The 19,044-nt window shown below is 50.0% G+C and carries 13 protein-coding genes; 2 read left to right on the top strand and 11 right to left on the bottom strand.

Annotated elements, in window-relative coordinates; translation table 11 throughout:
* Positions 1 to 118 precede the first annotated feature (118 nt).
* Positions 119 to 2,686, bottom strand: a complete 2,568-nt coding sequence (locus IEY46_RS27310; RefSeq protein ID WP_188997116.1) for a glycoside hydrolase family 2 protein — start codon at positions 2,684 to 2,686, stop codon at positions 119 to 121.
* 116 nt (positions 2,687 to 2,802) lie between these two features.
* Positions 2,803 to 4,788 (bottom strand): DUF6259 domain-containing protein, encoded by a 1,986-nt coding sequence (locus IEY46_RS27305; protein WP_188997114.1) that lies wholly within the window; start codon positions 4,786 to 4,788, stop codon positions 2,803 to 2,805.
* Positions 4,789 to 5,286: 498 nt separating this feature from the next.
* Between IEY46_RS27305 and IEY46_RS27300 the strand changes: the two genes are divergently transcribed.
* Positions 5,287 to 6,375, top strand: a complete 1,089-nt coding sequence (locus IEY46_RS27300; protein WP_188997112.1) for a GntR family transcriptional regulator — start codon at positions 5,287 to 5,289, stop codon at positions 6,373 to 6,375.
* A 228-nt stretch (positions 6,376 to 6,603) separates the two neighbouring features.
* Here the strand turns inward: IEY46_RS27300 and IEY46_RS27295 are convergent, their stop codons facing one another.
* The 8 genes from IEY46_RS27295 to IEY46_RS27260 form a co-directional block, all read right to left on the bottom strand.
* Positions 6,604 to 7,332, bottom strand: a complete 729-nt coding sequence (locus IEY46_RS27295; protein WP_188997110.1) for an SDR family NAD(P)-dependent oxidoreductase — start codon at positions 7,330 to 7,332, stop codon at positions 6,604 to 6,606.
* Entirely contained in the window at positions 7,320 to 7,757 is a 438-nt protein-coding gene (locus tag IEY46_RS27290) for a MerR family transcriptional regulator (RefSeq protein WP_188997109.1), read from the bottom strand. Before IEY46_RS27290 ends, IEY46_RS27295 begins: the two co-directional genes overlap by 13 nt.
* Positions 7,758 to 7,908: 151 nt before the next feature.
* Positions 7,909 to 9,864, bottom strand: a complete 1,956-nt coding sequence (locus IEY46_RS27285; protein WP_188997106.1) for an elongation factor G — start codon at positions 9,862 to 9,864, stop codon at positions 7,909 to 7,911.
* 21 nt (positions 9,865 to 9,885) lie between these two features.
* Entirely contained in the window at positions 9,886 to 10,542 is a 657-nt protein-coding gene (locus tag IEY46_RS27280) for a hypothetical protein (RefSeq protein ID WP_188997104.1), read from the bottom strand.
* 150 nt (positions 10,543 to 10,692) lie between these two features.
* On the bottom strand, positions 10,693 to 14,655 hold the full coding sequence (locus IEY46_RS36560) for an S-layer homology domain-containing protein (protein WP_229750573.1): 3,963 nt from the start codon (positions 14,653 to 14,655) through the stop codon (positions 10,693 to 10,695).
* 378 nt (positions 14,656 to 15,033) lie between these two features.
* Entirely contained in the window at positions 15,034 to 15,924 is an 891-nt protein-coding gene (locus tag IEY46_RS27270; protein ID WP_188997102.1) for a hypothetical protein, read from the bottom strand.
* A 111-nt stretch (positions 15,925 to 16,035) separates the two neighbouring features.
* The gene (locus IEY46_RS27265) at positions 16,036 to 16,284 is read right to left on the bottom strand and encodes a hypothetical protein (RefSeq protein ID WP_188997100.1); all 249 of its coding nucleotides are present in this window, start codon (positions 16,282 to 16,284) and stop codon (positions 16,036 to 16,038) included.
* Positions 16,285 to 16,361: 77 nt separating this feature from the next.
* The gene (locus IEY46_RS27260) at positions 16,362 to 17,126 is read right to left on the bottom strand and encodes a YhfM domain-containing protein (RefSeq protein WP_188997098.1); all 765 of its coding nucleotides are present in this window, start codon (positions 17,124 to 17,126) and stop codon (positions 16,362 to 16,364) included.
* 167 nt (positions 17,127 to 17,293) lie between these two features.
* Between IEY46_RS27260 and IEY46_RS27255 the strand changes: the two genes are divergently transcribed.
* On the top strand, positions 17,294 to 18,268 hold the full coding sequence (locus IEY46_RS27255; RefSeq protein WP_188997096.1) for a formylglycine-generating enzyme family protein: 975 nt from the start codon (positions 17,294 to 17,296) through the stop codon (positions 18,266 to 18,268).
* 106 nt (positions 18,269 to 18,374) lie between these two features.
* Here the strand turns inward: IEY46_RS27255 and IEY46_RS27250 are convergent, their stop codons facing one another.
* Positions 18,375 to 19,022 carry a glycerol-3-phosphate responsive antiterminator gene (locus IEY46_RS27250; RefSeq protein ID WP_229750572.1) on the bottom strand — a complete coding sequence of 216 codons (648 nt, stop codon included), beginning with the start codon at positions 19,020 to 19,022 and terminating at the stop codon, positions 18,375 to 18,377.
* Positions 19,023 to 19,044: the final 22 nt, after the last annotated feature.

Here is a 19,044-nt window from a genome sequence, read left to right as displayed (position 1 = left end):
TTGTATTGTAATAACACGAAAAACTTGCCGCTGTATATCCCCCTTCGGCCTCTTCTGTTCATAGGCTATCCGGTAATGCCAATTGGTCAAGAACTGCTTCATCAGGAGACTGTAAACCCTAGCTTTGCGTAGGACCGCATCCGCTTACGTTAAAGCCTTCCCAAGCCAGTTCATCCGTTGAGACGCGCCGGTTCAAACCGGTCACGGACACCCGCTGCCCCGGCAGCAGCATCAAATAGTTGCGATCCAGCACGATTGGACCGGCTTCGCCCTTGGGCTTCAGGAATACGCCAATCGCGGCGGCCGTCGATACATTCTCAACCTCGATCCTTTCGCCTGACTGCCTGATGACAATCTCGGAAGGCGGCAGGCTGCGCAACGAAAAAAGAGGAGCAGCCCCGCTCTCCGCAACCGCGAACAGATAATCGTCGCATACCGGCTCCATGCCAATGCAAGCCAGCTCCACCCGCAGCAGGAATGCGCCTGCGACATCCTGGACGTCCCATTCGAACTGCCCGACCAAACTGATCCTACCGCGTTCTGTCATCTCGAATTGCCGATTCGCCAACAATTGACCGCCGAGTCCGTAGATCGACGCCGTCACACTCGCTTCACTGCCGGCAATCTTCGATGGGTCGCGCTCTTCGTGAAGATACAGCTCGCAGACAAACCGCTCCCCAGCCCTGTAAGCGAGCCTCTCATAGCGCGCGGAGACGAACCGCGACGAGAATGCTTTCTTAATCCCATAATAAGCCGGCTTCGGCATACCGCCGTACTCCACAAGCGAAGTGTTTGCGCAGTTCGCAAACGGTTCATTGCCCATCCAGACGATGAAGCCGGACGCTGCCGGTTCCCGGCGTCTCACCGCCTCCGCAGCGTAACGGAGCGACTCCCATTGCAGAAACCGGCTCATTTGCGCATAGATCACCAGTTCATCCTTGTCCTCGGACCATGGTCCGGACAGCTCTCCGAGCTGATCCCATTGAATCCACCACGCGCCGCGGTGTACCCAATACGGATTCATCTTCGTTGGCGGCCAGACCGAATGACCTCCCTTCCACTTGTGAAGCGCATCTACGCCAGCCATACCGGGCGCGCCTGTTTCCGAGCGGAACAAGGCGTCGTCCCGATTGAAATAGTCATAGTGCGCCGTTTCGCCCAGGTAATTCCAAGGTCCGTGCACGTCATGGTGAACGCCTTGTCCGAAATCCCGCTCATCCGCTGTGAATCTCGGCCCGGAAGCGCTCGTCGGCAAGAAGGGACGTCCGGGATCTAGCTCGCCGACCAGCCGTTTCAGCATGGCGATATTGGCATGCCGCTCATCGACAGGCACAAAACCTTCCCACATCAGCTCGTTGCCGCCGCACCAGAGAAGCAGGCTCGGATGCGTCCGTTTCTCCCGGATGGCATGCGTTCCAGCCTCCATCAAACGGTCCATGAATGCCTGTCCGCTTGAAGGACAGTTTACGATGCCGCTGGAGGATTGCAGAAAATCCTGCCAAACGAAGAGTCCGTTCGCGTCGCAATAATCGTAAAAAGGTTCCTGTTCGAAAATGGCGCCGCCCCATACCCGCAGCAAGTTGATGTTCATCCTTTGGAAGGTGCTCAATTCGGCCTCGTAATGCCGCCGCTCTATCGTACCCAGGAGGGGTGAAATCGGAACCCAATTCACGCCTTTGAGAAAGACGCTCCGTCCGTTCACGACCACCGTATAGGGAAGGGCTCCGGCAGGCGCATTTGCGTTGCTTACCATCTCGACCCGCCGGAAGCCGATCTTCTTCTCCGCTTCCGCATGCAAGCAGCCCTTTTCGTCGGTTATCCGCACTTTGGCCGTATACAGGTACGGCTCCCCGTACCCGGCCGGCCACCAAAGATCAACCTTGTGAAGACCGATCGTATGACGATACAGGGCCGTTCCCCTGGCAACCGCCAAGGACGTGCGTTCGCTGGCTACGCATCGTCCGGCGTCGTCAACGACTTCGTATTCCGCCTGCAGGCTCCCGGCATACAGGGCGTCGAGTGTCACAGAGAAATCGATGCGGCCCGACGCAAGGTCTTCCGACGGAGCGGCTTGCGGGTAAAAATCTATGATTTTCGCGTGACTGTACGTACGCACGCAAACGCCTTTCCAGATGCCGACAGGCACGATGCGCGGACACCAGTCCCACACGTAATTGAACCTCGACTTGAGCAGTTCGACGCGATCGGTATATCCGTATTGCCCGTCTACTTCCGGTACTTGGCGAAACAGGATGTACAAGTGGTTAGGTCCGTCCTTCGCCGTTTTGACGCAAGAAGTGACATCGATGACATACGGCGTGAACATCCCCTCGAAGGATGCGATATTCGTCCCGTTCAATATCATTTCACCCGCGAAGTCCAGCCCCTCGAGCACAAGCTCGCAACGATCTTCAACCCAGCCGTCCGGCAGCACGAACGTTTTTTCAAATGCCCATTCGCGGTTTTCTACCCACTCAGATTCCATGCTCCTGAGCCCGATATTCGGATCGGAGATTCGGCCTGATCTCAGTAAATCTGCCTGAACCGCTCCAGGGACTTTCGCAGGCAGCGGACCGATCGCGGGTGGAAAGGCGGTTCCCAGCTCCATCGACTCCGTAAATCTCCATTGATTCCGGTACCAGCCGGTCAATGTCCAGTCGCTGCCGTTTAATGAAAGTGTTCGCATCTTACGTCCCCTCTCTTTCTCCCCTTGAGCGTGCAAGCACTCGTAAGCGCAAGTCTTTCACTATTTACCTACCCGCCCACAAGACCATCGCTTCATCGTCGTTGTAACCGTACGCCCTAGACCGGATAAATGCGAATCGCACGGAGCTCTTGTCCGTCCAGCTTCAACTCCGCGGTGTCCGCTGCGGAATAGATGAACGAATGTTGTAATACATTGTCTAAATCATAAATCTCGATACGCCATTCCCCGTCCGCCTTGCCAGGCAACAGTCGCTGAAGACTGGGTATAAGCCGCACCGTTAGAACTTCGCTTTGTGAATTAAACAGGAATACGACGGTCTCTTCTTCATAAGTCCATACTCTTCCATGCGGAGCGGCCAATAGGTCGAGGCCCTCGTTATACTTGTACTCGCCGCTGTTAAAGAAACGATCCCAATGTCCCTTAAAGCTGTGCAGCTTCTGAAGAAAGCTCATAACTTCCGGATGATCGCCAAGCAGTCCGCGGCCGAAATCCGGATATACGTTCAGCATGTACCCTTCGATAACCCCTTGAACCGCACGTCCGGTATCGCGGTCGATCATAATATTGCAATAATTGCGCGGGAATACGTATTTGAAAGGATGCGGCTCGCTCGTGTGCCATTCCCATGTATAATCCTGGAACGAGGAGCTGACATCGGAAATAAACTCCGAGCTGAAAGTAGCGTGAGGGTCCGCTGCCCGATCCTCTTCCTTGTAACTGCGCATAATGTCGTAAAGCAAATTGTGCGTTTCGCCCGGCTTATGATCGTGTTCGGGATTAAAGCAAGGATCAACGACGAATAACTGGTCGTAGCAAATGGAATGAATGCCGGCTTCCCGGAAATTGCGCACTGTCTGTTCATAGCCGGCACGCCAGCTTTTCGATGCCGGACAGCTGTAAATGGCGTATCCCGACGAATCGATCATCGGTTGAAAGCTGGGGGTAAAATCCCAATCGTATGTCCAGTTGTCTCCCCTTGAACAGCCGGACGGATTCAATACGTACCATTCTTTGTCGCCTATATGCGGAGGGATTAGATTACAGGAAATGAACACGGATACGTTAACTCCAATTTCCCGCGTTTCTCTGACGGCTTCCTTCCATTCCTCGAGCGATCCGTGCATATCCGAGAAAGCAAGAGGCAATCCAAAGTTTTTGTCAATGGTAAACCAAAGAACAAGCTCGTTCAGACCGCAGCGTTTGGCTTCCTTGGCGGCAGCCGGAATATCGCGGTACATCTTGTAAATTTTGCTGTCGTCAAAAGGCTCCCGCATCCATAAAGTCAAATAACCGATTCCCGAAGTCAGCAGCTTGCTTGTTTCCAGTTCGGGGAATTGCTGGTTGGCAAAAGTCTTGTAAGGCTTGATACCCTCGAGCCAGCCATCCCGATGAGGGGTAACGACAAAAGCAGGACTTTCCCACTTCCGGCCGGGTTCCGAATAAGGAAAATGGCACCATTCCGCGTTAACGTGCAGGCTGTCGCGCGCCGGACGCTCCAGATGAACGCCTTGAATATCGGCGGAAGCATCCTCGGAATAAACGCTGATTCCGTTGTCTCCGTCATTGATGTCGAACCATTTCATACTGAAATCGAAGCTGAACGGATAGGTCATAAACTTCTTGAGCTTCAAATCATAAAAGGTCGTATCTCCCGCCGGTACTGACAGTTCCTTGAACAAGTCAAACGAGTTGCGCGCCAGAACAAACCTTGTCTTATTGTGATCGAGCCCTTCGGCTACCCTGCGCAAGCACGGAAACTGAATTTGCGGAACCGTGCAGGACTCGCGATTATCCAAAGTCATCCGAACTCTGATGCCGCCTCCATTCGTTGGCGCGATATGTACGGCAGCCTCCATATCGAAATTGCGGCCGGCTTTCTGTGCATTCCGGTAATGGATAATCATCCCGTCGTTCATTTCTTCGCAGACGATCGTTTGAAAGTCTCCTGCAGTCAATCGGAATGAAGGAGAGCCTTTCTGCGGAAGCGCGATTTGGAACCAATCTTCGGGATTATTCGACATTAATGAAACTTGGCCTGAGCGCAGCTCGGTTTCCTGCGGCTTACTTTCATTGATAATCATGAGAACACTCTCCTTGGCAATGTTGGATAAACCTGATTTCAACCGAGTGATATGAGTGCAATAAGCCTTTCGTGTTCACGTTGAATGCGCTGCGATTTAGCACCGCATCTTGCAGTTGCAACAAATGCGTAATTCTCATTTGTATTGTATTATATCATATTGTATCAGTCAAATATAATAAAACAAAATGACAATTTTTTTATCCTCCTTAAAATCGGGCTTATAGTATCTCCATGAATATTTATTACATTATTCCTGAATCCATGACCAGCTATCTCAACAGCCTTGCATCCATATCGGGTTGAATTACTGGAACTGGAAACCTTTAAACCGATCAGGCGTCACGTATTCAGGTTATTGTATGATATAATATGATACATTTCATTTTAATAGAGACAATAGCTAAATCATCGGATTTGCCTTTATTATTTGTATACAATAAAATAGAGACTTAGCAGAAATTATAAGGCATTGAATGGTGGAGGGGCTTTCCAAGTGTTGGATCAGAGCAAAAGTACGCCGTTATATTTGCAAATCAAAGAAATGATCAGTACCATGATCGAGCGTGGGGAATTAAAGCCCGGAGACCGTGTTCCAACGGAAGCTGAAATGATCGAACAATACCAGGTGAGTCGGGTCACCGTCAAAAATGCTTATAAGCTGCTTGTTGATGAGGGCATCATCTTTCGTATTGCCGGTAAGGGAAGCTTCGTGTCTCCCAAGGAACAGCAAATCGAGGGCATCGCAGATATTAAAAAGATCGGATTTTTGTCACCGATGGTAACCGACAGATTTTCGATGAAGCTGTTTCAAGGGGTGGAGGAGGGCTGCAAGGAAGCGGGCTTCATGCTGATGATCCGTCAAGTCCATCTCCAATCGGAAGAACGCGATGCCATACATGACATGATTCGCTGCGGCGCGGAGGGATTGATTATTTTCCCCGTGGATGGCGAAGCTTACAGCGAAGACATTATTAGCCTGAAAACTCGGAACTACCCATTTGTTCTTGTGGATCGTTATTTGCCGGGAATCAAGACGAACGCCATTTACTCCGACAACTATCAAGGCGGCGTCCTTGGAACCGAGCATTTAATAAACAAAGGCCACACCCAAATCGGAATTATTTCGAGCACCAAATCGACGACGGCCAGCTCCGAGGACCGTTTTCTCGGCCATATTGACACGATGAAAAAACATCAGCTGCTAACCAATCCTTCTTACTGGCTGACTCGGACGGATGAACTTACCTATCAGCAAGAAGACATTTCCAAAACGTATATTTCCGATTGGCTGACGAACAATCCTGACATAACCGCTGTTTTCGCCTTCAACAGTATTATGGCTGTTTATGTCTTACAGGTCGCCCGGTCATTGGGCAAAAAAATTCCCGAACAATTAGCCATTCTTTCTTACGACAGCCCTGATATCAGGGATATGGACAATAACCTTTACTTCTCAGCGGTGGAGCAGAATGTTGAGGAGATCGGTCTACAGGCCGTCCAGCTGCTGGACATGGCAACGAACGAATCGCAAAACTTCGAGCATCTTGTTATACCCGTATCGCTGTCTCAAAGATCGACGACATGACTGCTAACGTTTTCCGCATAAAGAAGCACCGTCGGGGCATTTCGTCTTCATGTGAAGGCTCCCCTAGTACCAACTTTTAAAGCGGGGGTTTGTAAAATTCGATCACATTGCCGTCGAGAATCCCATGGAGAACCCCGGTATTGTAAAAACACGGCGAGCTGTGCCGCTGCTTGCGGCACGGCTCGCCGTGTGGCCGGATGACGATAAAACATCAAGCTATACGGGACATCACCACGAAATAGGCTGACGGCTTCGGAAAAATTGACCATTGGGTCCAGCTTGATCAAGCGCAGCTAACCAAACAGCCGTATCTGCGCCTTCCGCTACTGAACTTGGGGCATCCGCGCCGCCCATATCCGTCTTTACTCTGCCTGGGCACATCGCATTTACTTTAATATCCGCTCCCATCGTTTCTGCTGCCAATAAACATGTTAAAGCATTGAGCATGGTCTTTGACATCCGATAGGCCGATGATGAACTCCGCAGTCCCCCTTTTCCCTGAAGAATGTCAAAGGCGCCTACACCCGATGAAACATTAACGATTCGGCCATACCCCTGCTTCACCATCATAGGATAGAATCCTTGGCTCAGACGCAGCGCTCCATAAAAATTTGTTTCAAGCGTCTGTCTTAATACCGCTTCCTCCAATTCCAATAATGAAGTTCCATGATCCAGAAGAACTCCTGCGTTATTGACCAATACGTCCAAACGCCCGTATTTTCCCCGTACAGCCTGAATAAGGTTCTGAACGCTGTCCTTATCACTAATATCCACGGTGAGTAAATCTAGTTGAATGCCATCGGCCCGCATCTCGTCCACAACCTGTTTCCCTTTCCACTCATCTCTGCAGGCTATAATGACCCTCAACCCCATTAAAGCTAATTGACGCGAAATCTCCTTGCCGATTCCCCGGTTAGCCCCGGTAACCAGTGCAACGCGATCTTTTATTTGTTCCATACGTCCATCTCCCCCTGGAGTATTTGTATTCCTCTATCCGGACGATCTTCCGTATCCTCTGTGGCTGAGTCCATGTGGTCCCGCCATTTAGATAATTGCTGTTCCACCAGCTTCTCGGCATTGTGCAGCTTCGCTAATTGCTTTCGTATCTCGACTAATTTCGTTGCATAGAAGTCAATCACGGTTTGCCGATTTAGCCCTTGACGCGTCGATCGGCTCTGACAATCAAGAAAGTTCGAGAGTTCTTCAGTCGACGTACCGAAACTTAGATACAATTGGATGGTCTTGATCCACTCTACATCGGATTCGTCATATTCGCGGTACCCATTTTCTAAACGCGCCGGCTTTAAAAGACCCTGTCCCTCGTAATAACGCAGCGACCGCAGACTTACACCCGTCTTTTGGGACAATTCACTTATTCGCATGGTGACCAGCTCCCTTAAACATCTTCCCTGTAAATACTCTAAACGATAACATCATGTCAATGTCAATACATCTCCCGTTTCAAAAAAAATACCACCCTCATCGAGAGCGGTCTCAAATCTGTATTTGCCTTGCATTTCAACCCTGCCGGTCTCACAACAAATGCATCTTCGCCTCCGCCTCATCCCAGGCCACCGTATACCCATGTCCCTTGGCGCAGAAAATCGACGAGGAGCTGTACAGCGGATCTGCGTCCTTCCGGTAGCCTTTGCGTTCGATCACCTCTTGCTCGTTATGACAGCGGTCATAACCGCCGAAGACGAGATGAAGATGGCCTCTGCCATGGGTGAAGGAAGCAAGCTCCGTGCTGTAGTTCATGAAATTGGCTACAGGGACTCTGCCCGTAATGACCGCATGGGTGGTTGTCGTTTGCGGCGGATCAAACTGTCCATAAGCCCGCTGAATATCCGATAACACTCTGCCCATATCGTCCGCTTCTACTTTAATCTTAAAATCATAATAAGGCTCCAGCAGGATATTCTCCGCTTTCTCCAGCCCTTGCCTCAATGCCCGGAAAGCCGCTTCGCGAAAATCGCCGCCATGCGTATGCTCATTATGCGCGGCGCCCTTCAGCAGCGTAACCCGGATATCGGTCACTGCCATCCCCGTCAATAAGCCATGGTGATCCCGCTCATACAGATGGGTTCTGATCAGATTCTGATTGCCTGTGCTTAATTCATTCACATGGCATTCGCTCGTAAACGTAATGCCGCTGCCCCGCTCCCCTGGCTCCAGCCGCAGATGTACCTCTGCATAATGCTTAAGCGGCTCGAAGTGGCCATATCCGATAACCGTTGAGCCTATTGTTTCTTTGTACAGAATTTCAGGGCTGCCGAAGGCGATATCGAACTGGAATCGTTCGCCCGCCAGCTGCTGCAGCACTTCAAGCTGAATAAGTCCCATCACATGGATGTGAATTTCCTGGAGGGTCTCCTCCCAGATCACATTCAAGGAAGGGTCCTCCGCATTCAGGATCTGAAAAGCTTTCAGCACATCCTTGGCATTCAAGGATTCGGCAAAAATAACCTTCGACGTAAGCGTCGGCACCATCTCGTATGCCAGCTTGTCGGTGCAGCTGCCGAGGCCTTGTCCAGCTTCGGCTGCCGAGAGTCCAGTTACCGCGAACAGATCGCCCGCCGTTGCCTGATCAACCGGATGAGATTTGCTTCCGTTCACCATGAGCAGCCGCGTCACCTTCTCGCAAACTTGATCATCCCCGTTCGTATAACACAGTTCATCGCGAACCTTTAGCGTACCGCTTAACGCCTTGATGTAGGTCAAACGCACACCGCTGCGGTCATGGCGGATCTTGTAGACACGTCCCCCAAAAGGAGCCTGCCTTTCATAATCGGTGATCGTAAGCTGATGCAGCTGATCCAGAAATTCGGTCACGCCAATATCCTGTAGTGCAGAACCGCTTGCGCAAGGAAAAAGCTGATGACCGCGAATCTTCTCCTGCAGCGTCCGCAGCCAGAAGGCCTGGTCTACGTTTCCAGCGATAAACGTATCCAATAGCGATTCATCCCGCTCCGCCATGCTTTCCATCAGGGGTTCTCCGACTTCGCCATCCGCGAAGTGCCCGGTCAGCATACACACATCCTCAGTCAAATGCATGCGGATTTCCCCGATGACCCGGTCTACATCCGCGCCGGTCCGGTCTGTTTTGTTGATAAAAAAGAACGTCGGAATCCGGTGCTTGTGAAGCAGCTGCCAGACCGTTTCCGTATGGCCCTGAACCCCTTCCACCGCACTGACGATCAGAATCGCAGCATCCATCACCTGGACGGCCCGTTCCATCTCCGGCGAGAAATCGACGTGCCCCGGCGTATCGATCAAATAATAAGTCGATTCCTTATAAGACATGACGGCCTGGTCCGCAAACACGGTGATGCCCCTTGCCCGTTCAATGTCATGGCTGTCTAGGGTAGCGTCCTGATGATCGACTCTCCCCCGTTCCCGGATACTTTGCGTATGGTAAAGCAGCTGTTCGGCAAAAGTGGTCTTGCCTGCATCCACATGCGCGAACATGCCGATTGTTGTAGGACTCATTTTGGTATCACCTTGCTTCCCCTATTTAAAATAATAATACAGGTTCCCCTCATAGTTATTGTCTACGTTTTCTTTGGTGTCAAAGCTAATGACCAAATTCGACTCTGTGTAATAGTCAAATTCATCCGCCCGTTTGAGTGCTTCATAACAAAAAGCTTTTATTTCCTCGTTAACTCCGCTGGCAGCGTTTTGTTCCAGATCCACATCCGTTAAATAAAATACTGTGATAGTGGTGAACAGGCTGACCACCTGCCAGATCTCCTTGTGCCTGGCGAATAGCTTTTCCCTGATCTCTATCGATATTTCGCTATTGGCCGCGGTTTTGGCCTCGTGCTCAAAGTCGGTATAACAGACAAACAGATTGTCTGTCTCGTAGTTTTTCACGGTTTCTATTTCTCTGGTGATCCGGCTGAATTCCCGCACGATTAGCTTTTGAATATTTTTGTTGTACCCAAATCGGCCCCGGCCTTTCTGATGCATATTCACGTATTGCTCAGTTGTGTTTACGATTATATGAAGTCTGGGTGTTGTGTCCATCAGGTCATAGACGGCATGGATCATCTCAATCCCAAGCTTGTCCTTCAGCACTCTCGCAAGCTCGCTGAATTCCGGTTCAAGCGCCGCCTTGCCGAGCTTTAATTTCCTCGCCTGCTTATAGATCGATGCTTCTATACCCATGATAAACCTCCATTAATGAATGACCAGTATGATTAGCGTATCATCTGCAAGGCGAAATTTAAAGACACCCATTTCCATAGCAAAGGGGCTACCTTCGCCAAACAGCTCCTGACTGTTTGGCGGAAGTAGCCCCCGTCTTCTTGTATGAAACTAGATCAGATCGGATTTTTGAAGCAGTCTTTGCACAATTGCGGCAACCTCAGCTCTTGTAATAAACGCTTTAGGTGCCAGCTGCGCGCTGCTTCTTCCGTTAACAATACCCGCCTGGATACTGCCTGCTATGCTGTCTGCAGCCCAAGCGGAAGCGTCCGATGCATCTGTGAATGATTGCAATGCATTTTCTGCCGCTGTTGTTTTCAGACCGGTTATCGTCATCGCCTTAGCGATTATGACCATGGCCTGTTCACGGGTAATTTTGTCATTCGGACGGAATGTGCCATCTTCAAAACCATTAATCAACTGATTCGCATAAGCCGTGTTAACCACACTGCTGTACCAAGCTGATGATTCCGTGTCTTTGAATGGAGTCGTTCCCGATTCCGCCTTGATTCCCAACCCCCGGACGATAATCGCTGCAAACTCTGCGCGGGTAATGTCCTGATCAGGGTTAAAGATGCCTTTGTCCGTACTTTCGATGACCATGCGCGAACCCATATCATTGATGATAGTTTTAGCCCAATGGCCAGCGACATCCGAGAATTCGAGCGGATGCCATACGACAGTGTACGTGCTGTTGGTCAAACTGTTGATCACAACATAATACTTGCCTTCAATCTGTACAACTTTGGTCGGCACATGACGAACCGTTCCGTCCGGATCCACAACAACGCCTGTTGTAATCTTGTTGTGATCGACACCGTCAGGTACGGCAATCGTACGCTCCACATAAGCGTTGAAATTTGTTACTTCAACAGTCGTACCGCCATATGTGGCTTTGACCGTAAATTCAAGCGGAGGGATTACAATCGTAAGTTCCCCTTTGGCTGCCGAATTCTCAACAACCTTCACCATGTCCGCTTCAGGTGTAGAGATTTCAATCTGTATCTTGATGTCTTGAAGCTGTACATCCTTGCCAAACTTCTCGGCGATGGAGCCAATATTAAGTTGTCCGGCAGGCAACGTATAGGTTGCGTCCTTCGCTTTAAATACCACGACCGCCTGCTTCTGCTCCAAATTCCGGATCATTTGGCCGTCCAGCTCTGCGATTACACGATCGGATTGGCTCGAGACAGGAATCGTAATGACGGCTCCCTGACCTTCCGCCGCAAGCCGGTCATTCAATTTCTTGGCGTCCATGACGACGGTTGTGATCGTTTGGCCATCGACCTGGGTTGTTGTCGCTGTGCCTGCAGATTCTGCTTTACCATTAACCAACACATCAACACCAGTCGTGTTTGGCTGCGTATTTCCCCCATCAGTCGGGTAGTCTGGATAAACAGGAACCTCAGGGGCGTCCACCACTTGTGTGACGGTAAAGGTCACACTCGTCAGGTGATCAGCGGAAACCGTCACCGTGGCCGTATATGTTCCTGCAGCCAGTCCGTCTTTCGCTTTCACTGTAAAGCTTGCCGCAGGCGAACCGCTGTTCAATGTCGCAGCGGGCTGCGTAAGTACAAAATCATCGGCATTCGCGCCGCTAAGAGATGCAGAAAGGTTAAGCAGATTGCCTGTACCCGTATTGGCTACAAGGATTGTTTTTGTTTCCTGCGTGCCCGATTCGTAGCCTTGAACCAAGGCTTTTGCCGTTTGGTCTGCTATGGCTTCGATGGTGTAGGTATGCAGGTTTACTTTTACTTTGGCCACGTAGCTGGTTGACACGGATGTCTTGTAGCCCGGTGCCGATGGATCGGTATTCGTGACGACCACATAGTAGTAGAATATTCCGGCACTGGATGCCGTCATCGTATGCGAGGCGCTCGTCGCACCTTCGATAGCTGTTCCGCCCACGGTGCTGTTCGTCGAATTTTGGTACCATTGGTAGCTTAACGTACCTTCGCCGATCACATTGGCCTCTACGCTCAGAGTAAGGCTGCTGCCCTCGTAAACCGTCTGATTGTGCGGCTGTGTAATGAAAACAGGCTTCGGCGCATTCGCATTCACTTTTACTTTGACGATGCCGCTTGTCGCTCTTGCGGTTGTATAACCTGGCACGTTCGGATTGGTATTCGTCACCACCGCATAATAATAGGATTCATGCGCAGTGGATGTAGGTACCGCAAATGTGGAACCTGTAGCATTCATGACGGCTGAGGAGTGATTGATATCGTTCACATCATTCCGGTACCACTGATAGCTTAATGTTCCTTCGCCGCTTACGCTTGCCTCAATGCTCAGAATAGCGCTGTCGTCCTCATTAACTGTCAGACCGACTGGCTGCAGGTCAATAACGGGTTGCACTGCATCCTCCAGTGGATTGACCGTTACTTTGACTATGCTGCTCGTTACCGATGCGGTCGTGATGCCTGGTGCCAATTCATCGTTATTCGAGACGATTACATAATAATAGAATTCTCCGGCACCTGCTGTCGGCACGGTCAACGAATCGCCGGTTGCATTATTCATTGCAAATCCGCCAATGAAGCTGTTGTCTTCACTCCGGTACCATTGGTAGCTCAAATCACCATTGCCGTTGACGGGGATACTGGCCGCTACAATCAGGGTGACGGGCTCCCGCTGATTCACCACCGTATCGCTGACTGGCTGAGTGTCGATAACGGGCTGCGCTGCATTCGCCAGTGCATTGACTGTTACTGTGACTGTTCTGCTCGTTACCGATGCAGTCTTGTTGCCCGTTGCGTCATCATCGGTATTCGTAACTACTACATAATAATTTTCAACCCCGGCACCTGCTGTCGGTACATTAAAGGAGGTCCCGGTTGCACCATTCATCGGTACGCTGCCATCGTCCGTAATCCGGTACCACTGGTAAGTTAATGTTCCAAGGCCGCTGCCGGTGATGCTGGCCTCTACGATCAGGGTGACGGGTTCCCGCTGATCCACCATTTCGTTGTCTGGCTGCTCGTCAATAATCGGCGCTGCAGCATGGACAAGATTCGGGAGCTCTTCTACCACTACATGGGCGAGACTGCTCGTTACGGATGCTTTAGTGTTGCCTGGTACCGTTTCATCCGTATTCGTTACTATAACATCATAATAGTATTCCAAAGCATGGGTTGTAGGCACCGTAAAGGAGGCACTGGTTGTCTCCGGGAACGCTATGCCGCCCGAATAGCTGTTGTCATTAAAACGGCGCCACTGGTAGCTTAACGTACCTGGTGGGGTCGCAGTTGCTGCTACGCTCAGGGTGACGGTCGGATCTCCCACAGTCACCGTTTGACCGACCGGCGGTGTGTTAATAGTTGGCGGCAATGCATTCGCCAGCGCTTTCACCTTTACATGGACTAAGTCGCTCGTCACCGATGCGGTCTGGGTTACTGTTGCGGTATTGTCCGTATTCGTAACGACCACACGATAATAGTATTCCAGAGGATTGACTGTAGACACCGTAAAGGAATCACTGGTTGCATTCGGAATCACGAAGCCATTCGATAAGCTGGCGTCATCATACCGGTACCACTGGTAGCTTAACGTACCTGTGCCAGTTGCCCCTACGCTCAGAATGATCGGGGGCTGCTTTTCATCCACCTCTTGTTCCAACACGGGCTGCACGTTGATCGTGGGCTCTGGCGCATGCGTCAGTGTGTTCACTGTCAAGCTTGCGCTGTTCGAAGTTGCAGCCGGCGATTTATCACCGGTTGCAATAACGCGGTATGAATATCCGTCCATATCCATTGTTGCTCCGGTAATGGATAGCGTTGATGTTGTCGCCCCGCTGTACGGAACTGCATCGCTAATATTTATGAAGCCTGGACCTTCATCCACTTGCCATTGATAGGAGTTTGTATTGCTTGCTATGACTGTAAAGCTTGTATTCCCTCCTGCAGCAATGGTTGCATTGGTCGGTTGACCGGTAATCGAGGGTGGATCTGAGGCAGCAATGGCTCTGGAACCTAAATCCCCCACCAGAGAAACGATCATAGCCAAACATACCAGCAGCATTGTAGAGGCGCGCCTCAATTTTCGCGATTTCTTTCCTACTATTACTTCTCTCATACTTGCAACATCTTCCCTCCATAAAAAATTTGACTAGAATAATGATTCTCATTCTCAAGATGATTTTTTACCCGATTCGTAGTGAACGTGATTCCGCGGCCCTTTACTCCCCCTCACACCCAGGACTTTAATACTGCTACTACGACAAAAACTGCTTCAACTTCATGATTATATAATATTTTAGTAGGACTGCATATAAGTCGAACTACATTTTTCAGCAAAAAAATGGTATTTTTTTATAAGTAAAACCCGACAGCCGCTACTTTAGTTTCACATGGAATTTCGGGAGGGATTTTTGCGAGTTATATCTCCCGTTAACGCAACGAAGCTGCCGATCCAGCCGGCAGCCTCTTCATGGATGTTGATTCAATTCGTCATTTAGTATGTAGGGCGTAAAGCATCTTCTCCGTAACATGTTCCGAACAATTGCAGTGTTTTGTCCCAGTCGACACCAAGTCCGCCTTGCCAGCCAGCCCACGGCATCTCCATATCCGATCTTCCCTTGGTGTTGTTTAGCAGCAGCTCACCATTCAATATTTGTTCATTATCCACCCGGGAATCTGGCGAAATGGAAAGAATCCGATTAGGGATAACGCCAACCATCGCAAGCGATTGAAGGATACTCCGTCTCATGCCGGCTGTGCCCTTTAATAGCTTCGCGGCCGTCAGTCTCTTCTCAAACTGGCCAGGCGTTTCACTGTCGTCAGCTGCATCAAGCAATTGGAGCAGCTGCTTAAACTTAGACTTATCCTCATCCGTTGGTTCAATTGAGCCAGACTGAAGCAGCTGTAACAGCTCAGTCAAGTGAGCGTAGGCTCCAATAGTGCTGCCATAAGCATTGCCCAAATGAACCGCATAGCGAATCCATGACAAATGCTCCCATTGATCCTTATGAAAGCCGCATCGCTTGCAGCTCATAAACCGCTCGGCCTCCTGATAGTCATGCTCCCGCATATGAATCATTTGATGATAATTCATCAGTGTGGAAATTCCGGCAGGAAAACTGCCTCCAACGCCTGCAATAAATATTCTGGCGACAACATGCCAGGACAACTGTTCTTCGGACTGCATGCCAATCAGCTTGCGATTTAATTCATCATGCCGGATAAGCTCTATTTCATTGGGCGCCCACTTATTTTGCTGCAGCAGCTCTGTTTCCTGGGGCTTCAACATATCTGTTTTATAAAGCGCAATGCCTCGCTCCGCATCATAATAGGTGTTGTCGTGTTTGTACATTTTTTTAAGTATGGCAAGCAGTTGTTTGTTCATGTTGTGTCTCTCTCCCTTTATATTACGAAGAAGATCCCGTGGTTTACATCCTTGCGTATCCGTAAGTGCCGAAAACATCTGCCTGCAATCAGATAATAAAAATAGGTCGTATCAGTTTCCTTCTCCGTCGGCCTTCGGCTTCTGTTGCAGCCGGAGCTCCTTAACCCGCTGCTCGTACAATTTGCGGATCTTCGGTATTGCCTCCTCGCGAGCCTTTTTCATTCTCTCCTCCGCCAGACGATCGAGCTCCTCTTTCTGCTCCGGACTGACCTTGTACACTTTCGACGTTATGACTTCGGTTGTTATAAACACCGTTTCCGCTTTTTCCACAGCACTTTTCTCCTCGTCCACGTTCGACACGTCCCCTTCGCCTCCCAAACACTATGAGCAGGCTGCCGCGGCAAACTACTCTTTATTTGTTCAACTCATGCGTCCCGCTAGTTCGCTTGCTCTGCCTCACGGATTAACAAATCGATTTGTTTGACAGCATCATCGCTTAAAAAATAGTTCTTGTCGTCATTGTCGGATATCATCTTTAAATGTTTCCCGTTCCAATAGCTCAATCGCTGTTGCGAGGAGGCAAATTCAACAATAAAGTCATAGTCCGCTCCAATCGCAATGATATTCCCGGTAGCTAGTTTAGCATGCTTAATCGCATCGGAGAAAGCATGAAATTCATTTTTATCGACGAGAACGGCAAGCGCCTTCGTTTGTAGTTCCGCATTCCCATTATTGGACTCCATTATTGTAATTTGTTGAATGCCATCCACTTGCAGTTCTGACATTGTTGGCGGATTCAGATTTACTTTGAACAAGTCCAACAAATCTTTCTTGGAGGCATCCGCCATCCGATAGTATCCATTTTGTCCCGATTTAGTGAATAATCCGGTGTTGTCTCCAACGATCCAGAATGAGTATTGATGGTTTGTGCCATCCTTCATTTCCACTGTGGCCCCGTAATCAGGTGCAGCGATATCGAGCTTTGACTCGTCATATTCAGCACCTGTAGTGGCTTGAACGAATCGTTCAAAGGACGAAGTTTCTGTAAGGGTGACCGATTCGCTGTCCTTTTCTGTTAGTGTGATCGAAGCGATATTTCTTGCTTCAATCTGTCCTGGCCCCTTGTCATCAATTCCTCTGCTTTCACATCCGAATAGCGCAATTAATATCAAGGCCATCATAATTATAAGACATTTCCTCATATCTAAAACCCCCTTCATTCAAGCTTACTGACACTTTAATATGGAAAAAGGTTGCATGCCGCGAAGATTAGGATATGCAAAATATACCGGAAAGACTTATACTTGCCATTATATGAGGCAGCCAAAGCACGTAAAAAATAGCGGAATATTGCTGGAGATTGCGAGGAATGAACATGACTGCTTATCTTAGAGAACGGTATGAGAAGCTTGAGGAAACCGAACGGCAGGCGCTGCTGGAATCGCTGACAGACCGGTATCCGGAGCTGGTATTGAAACGATTTGCCCGGTTCGAACGATTCGGGATGCATACGCACACGGCGGTCTATGAGCTTGCTGGCAGCGAATTTGTGTTTGTTCCGGGCGATACGGTAACACTGGGCTGGGAATCGTTTACGAGTGGATTTGACGAATCTACCAGGCAAGACGTTGAAGAGACTCTGGAAGAGTACGAAATTCCCGACAGTGAAACGTTTATCCGCAGCCTGATGTCGCCTGTCCGCACGGCTGCTGTGGGGTCTATGCTGGTGGAGTGCAAGCTGCGGGAAATTGGTTGGCGCACGGTGGATCCCGACAGTGAGGAGCTGACAGAAAACTCGAAGGAAGAAATCCGCAAATTCGAAATGTCCTCGTCCCGGATGCTGACCATTTACAAAACGCTCCGGCTAAGCAGATCTGAAGCAGGGACGGTTGTCGAACTGTACGAAGCGGTATCCTATGAAACGTTCTTGCAACAGCTCCAATTGAAAGGCTTCACCCTTCCTTCCGAGGATGAATGGGAGTATTTGTGCGGCGGAGGCTCCCGATTGTTATGGCGCTGGGGGGATAGCTTCCACTATGACATGCGCATCAAGCACTTTGAAGACCCTGATCATGTGGGCAAGCCCTATGATTTGGAATTGCCCAATCACTTTGGAATCAGCATCGCATATGACCCTTATCGATTTGAGGTTGTGGATTCGCCATGCCTGTTTAAGGGCGGTGACGGCGGCAGCAATATTTGCGGCGGACTCGGGATTGCTCTGGGCTACTTGCCGGTGGCCACTTATTTTCGCGGGCATTCATGGGATGAATCGACGTTGGAAGCTTATAAAGCGGATATCGGGGGAGATTATACCTTTTATCGCAGAGTGATCAGGCTGTGAGGGATTGATGTTAGAAAACAAATATATAAGTGAGAGCTCAAAACAAAACAGCCGCAGCTGAATGCGGCCGTTCTGCCTGGACATTATTAGAAGCAGCTATCATTTCTCAAGTGTGTGATCCAATAGCGGTTGAAGCTCTGGAATCAGCCATGCTTGGCTCCAGGCATTTCCACAGCTCCGGCTTCGACGATGACACCGCTACTGTGCCATATTTCAAACACGCCTCCGCCTGGCTGCGCTCATACAATAAACCTCCCGTAATAATGGGCAGGCCGGTGAGGGCTTTCACTCTGCCGATCATATCGGGAATCCGCGCAGGCATCACTTCCACGATATCCGGCTCGCTCTGCGAGAGGCTTTTGGCGATATTGTCCAGCCCCTCGGAATCGACGAGGAAGAAACGCTGAATGGTGACCAGTCCCATTTTCTTCGCTGTTTTCACCACATTCGTTTTCGTCGAGATAATGCCGGTCGGTTTAATGGCTTTCGCCAGATAATCCAGACCGTAATGATCCGTGCTGAGGCCGCCGATCTTCTCCAGATGGAGGAAAACCGGAAGCTGATGCTCCTTGAACACATCCACATACCCTTTGATGACGCCGATATGGCCGGTAAGCAGGAAAATGCCGCCTAATCGGCCGCGCAGCGCCAGCGCAGTCTCGATATGCCTGGGATCCTTAATGGAAGCAATCATCCTGTTCCTTGCAAGGCCCGTCAGAAAAACGTCGCGGTTTGCTGCGTTGGCATCCTTCACCTTCGATCACCTCCCGGTTGCG

This window comes from Paenibacillus nasutitermitis (genome assembly GCF_014641075.1).
In the GTDB taxonomy this organism is placed as follows: Bacteria; Bacillota; Bacilli; order Paenibacillales; family Paenibacillaceae; genus Paenibacillus_Z; species Paenibacillus_Z nasutitermitis.
This window is presented reverse-complemented; position numbering and strand designations above follow the sequence as displayed.

What these genes read in the sequence shown, in the direction of transcription:
- IEY46_RS27305 (WP_188997114.1), bottom strand. Translation starts at nt 4,788, where the DNA reads ATGATTATCAATGAAAGTAAGCCGCAGGAAACCGAGCTGCGCTCAGGC.
- IEY46_RS27310 (WP_188997116.1), bottom strand. Translation starts at nt 2,686, where the DNA reads ATGCGAACACTTTCATTAAACGGCAGCGACTGGACATTGACCGGCTGG.
- IEY46_RS27270 (WP_188997102.1), bottom strand. Translation starts at nt 15,924, where the DNA reads ATGAACAAACAACTGCTTGCCATACTTAAAAAAATGTACAAACACGAC.
- IEY46_RS27290 (WP_188997109.1), bottom strand. Translation starts at nt 7,757, where the DNA reads ATGCGAATAAGTGAATTGTCCCAAAAGACGGGTGTAAGTCTGCGGTCG.
- IEY46_RS27285 (WP_188997106.1), bottom strand. Translation starts at nt 9,864, where the DNA reads ATGAGTCCTACAACAATCGGCATGTTCGCGCATGTGGATGCAGGCAAG.
- IEY46_RS27255 (WP_188997096.1), top strand. Translation starts at nt 17,294, where the DNA reads ATGAACATGACTGCTTATCTTAGAGAACGGTATGAGAAGCTTGAGGAA.
- IEY46_RS36560 (WP_229750573.1), bottom strand. Translation starts at nt 14,655, where the DNA reads ATGAGAGAAGTAATAGTAGGAAAGAAATCGCGAAAATTGAGGCGCGCC.
- IEY46_RS27260 (WP_188997098.1), bottom strand. Translation starts at nt 17,126, where the DNA reads ATGAGGAAATGTCTTATAATTATGATGGCCTTGATATTAATTGCGCTA.
- IEY46_RS27295 (WP_188997110.1), bottom strand. Translation starts at nt 7,332, where the DNA reads ATGGAACAAATAAAAGATCGCGTTGCACTGGTTACCGGGGCTAACCGG.
- IEY46_RS27280 (WP_188997104.1), bottom strand. Translation starts at nt 10,542, where the DNA reads ATGGGTATAGAAGCATCGATCTATAAGCAGGCGAGGAAATTAAAGCTC.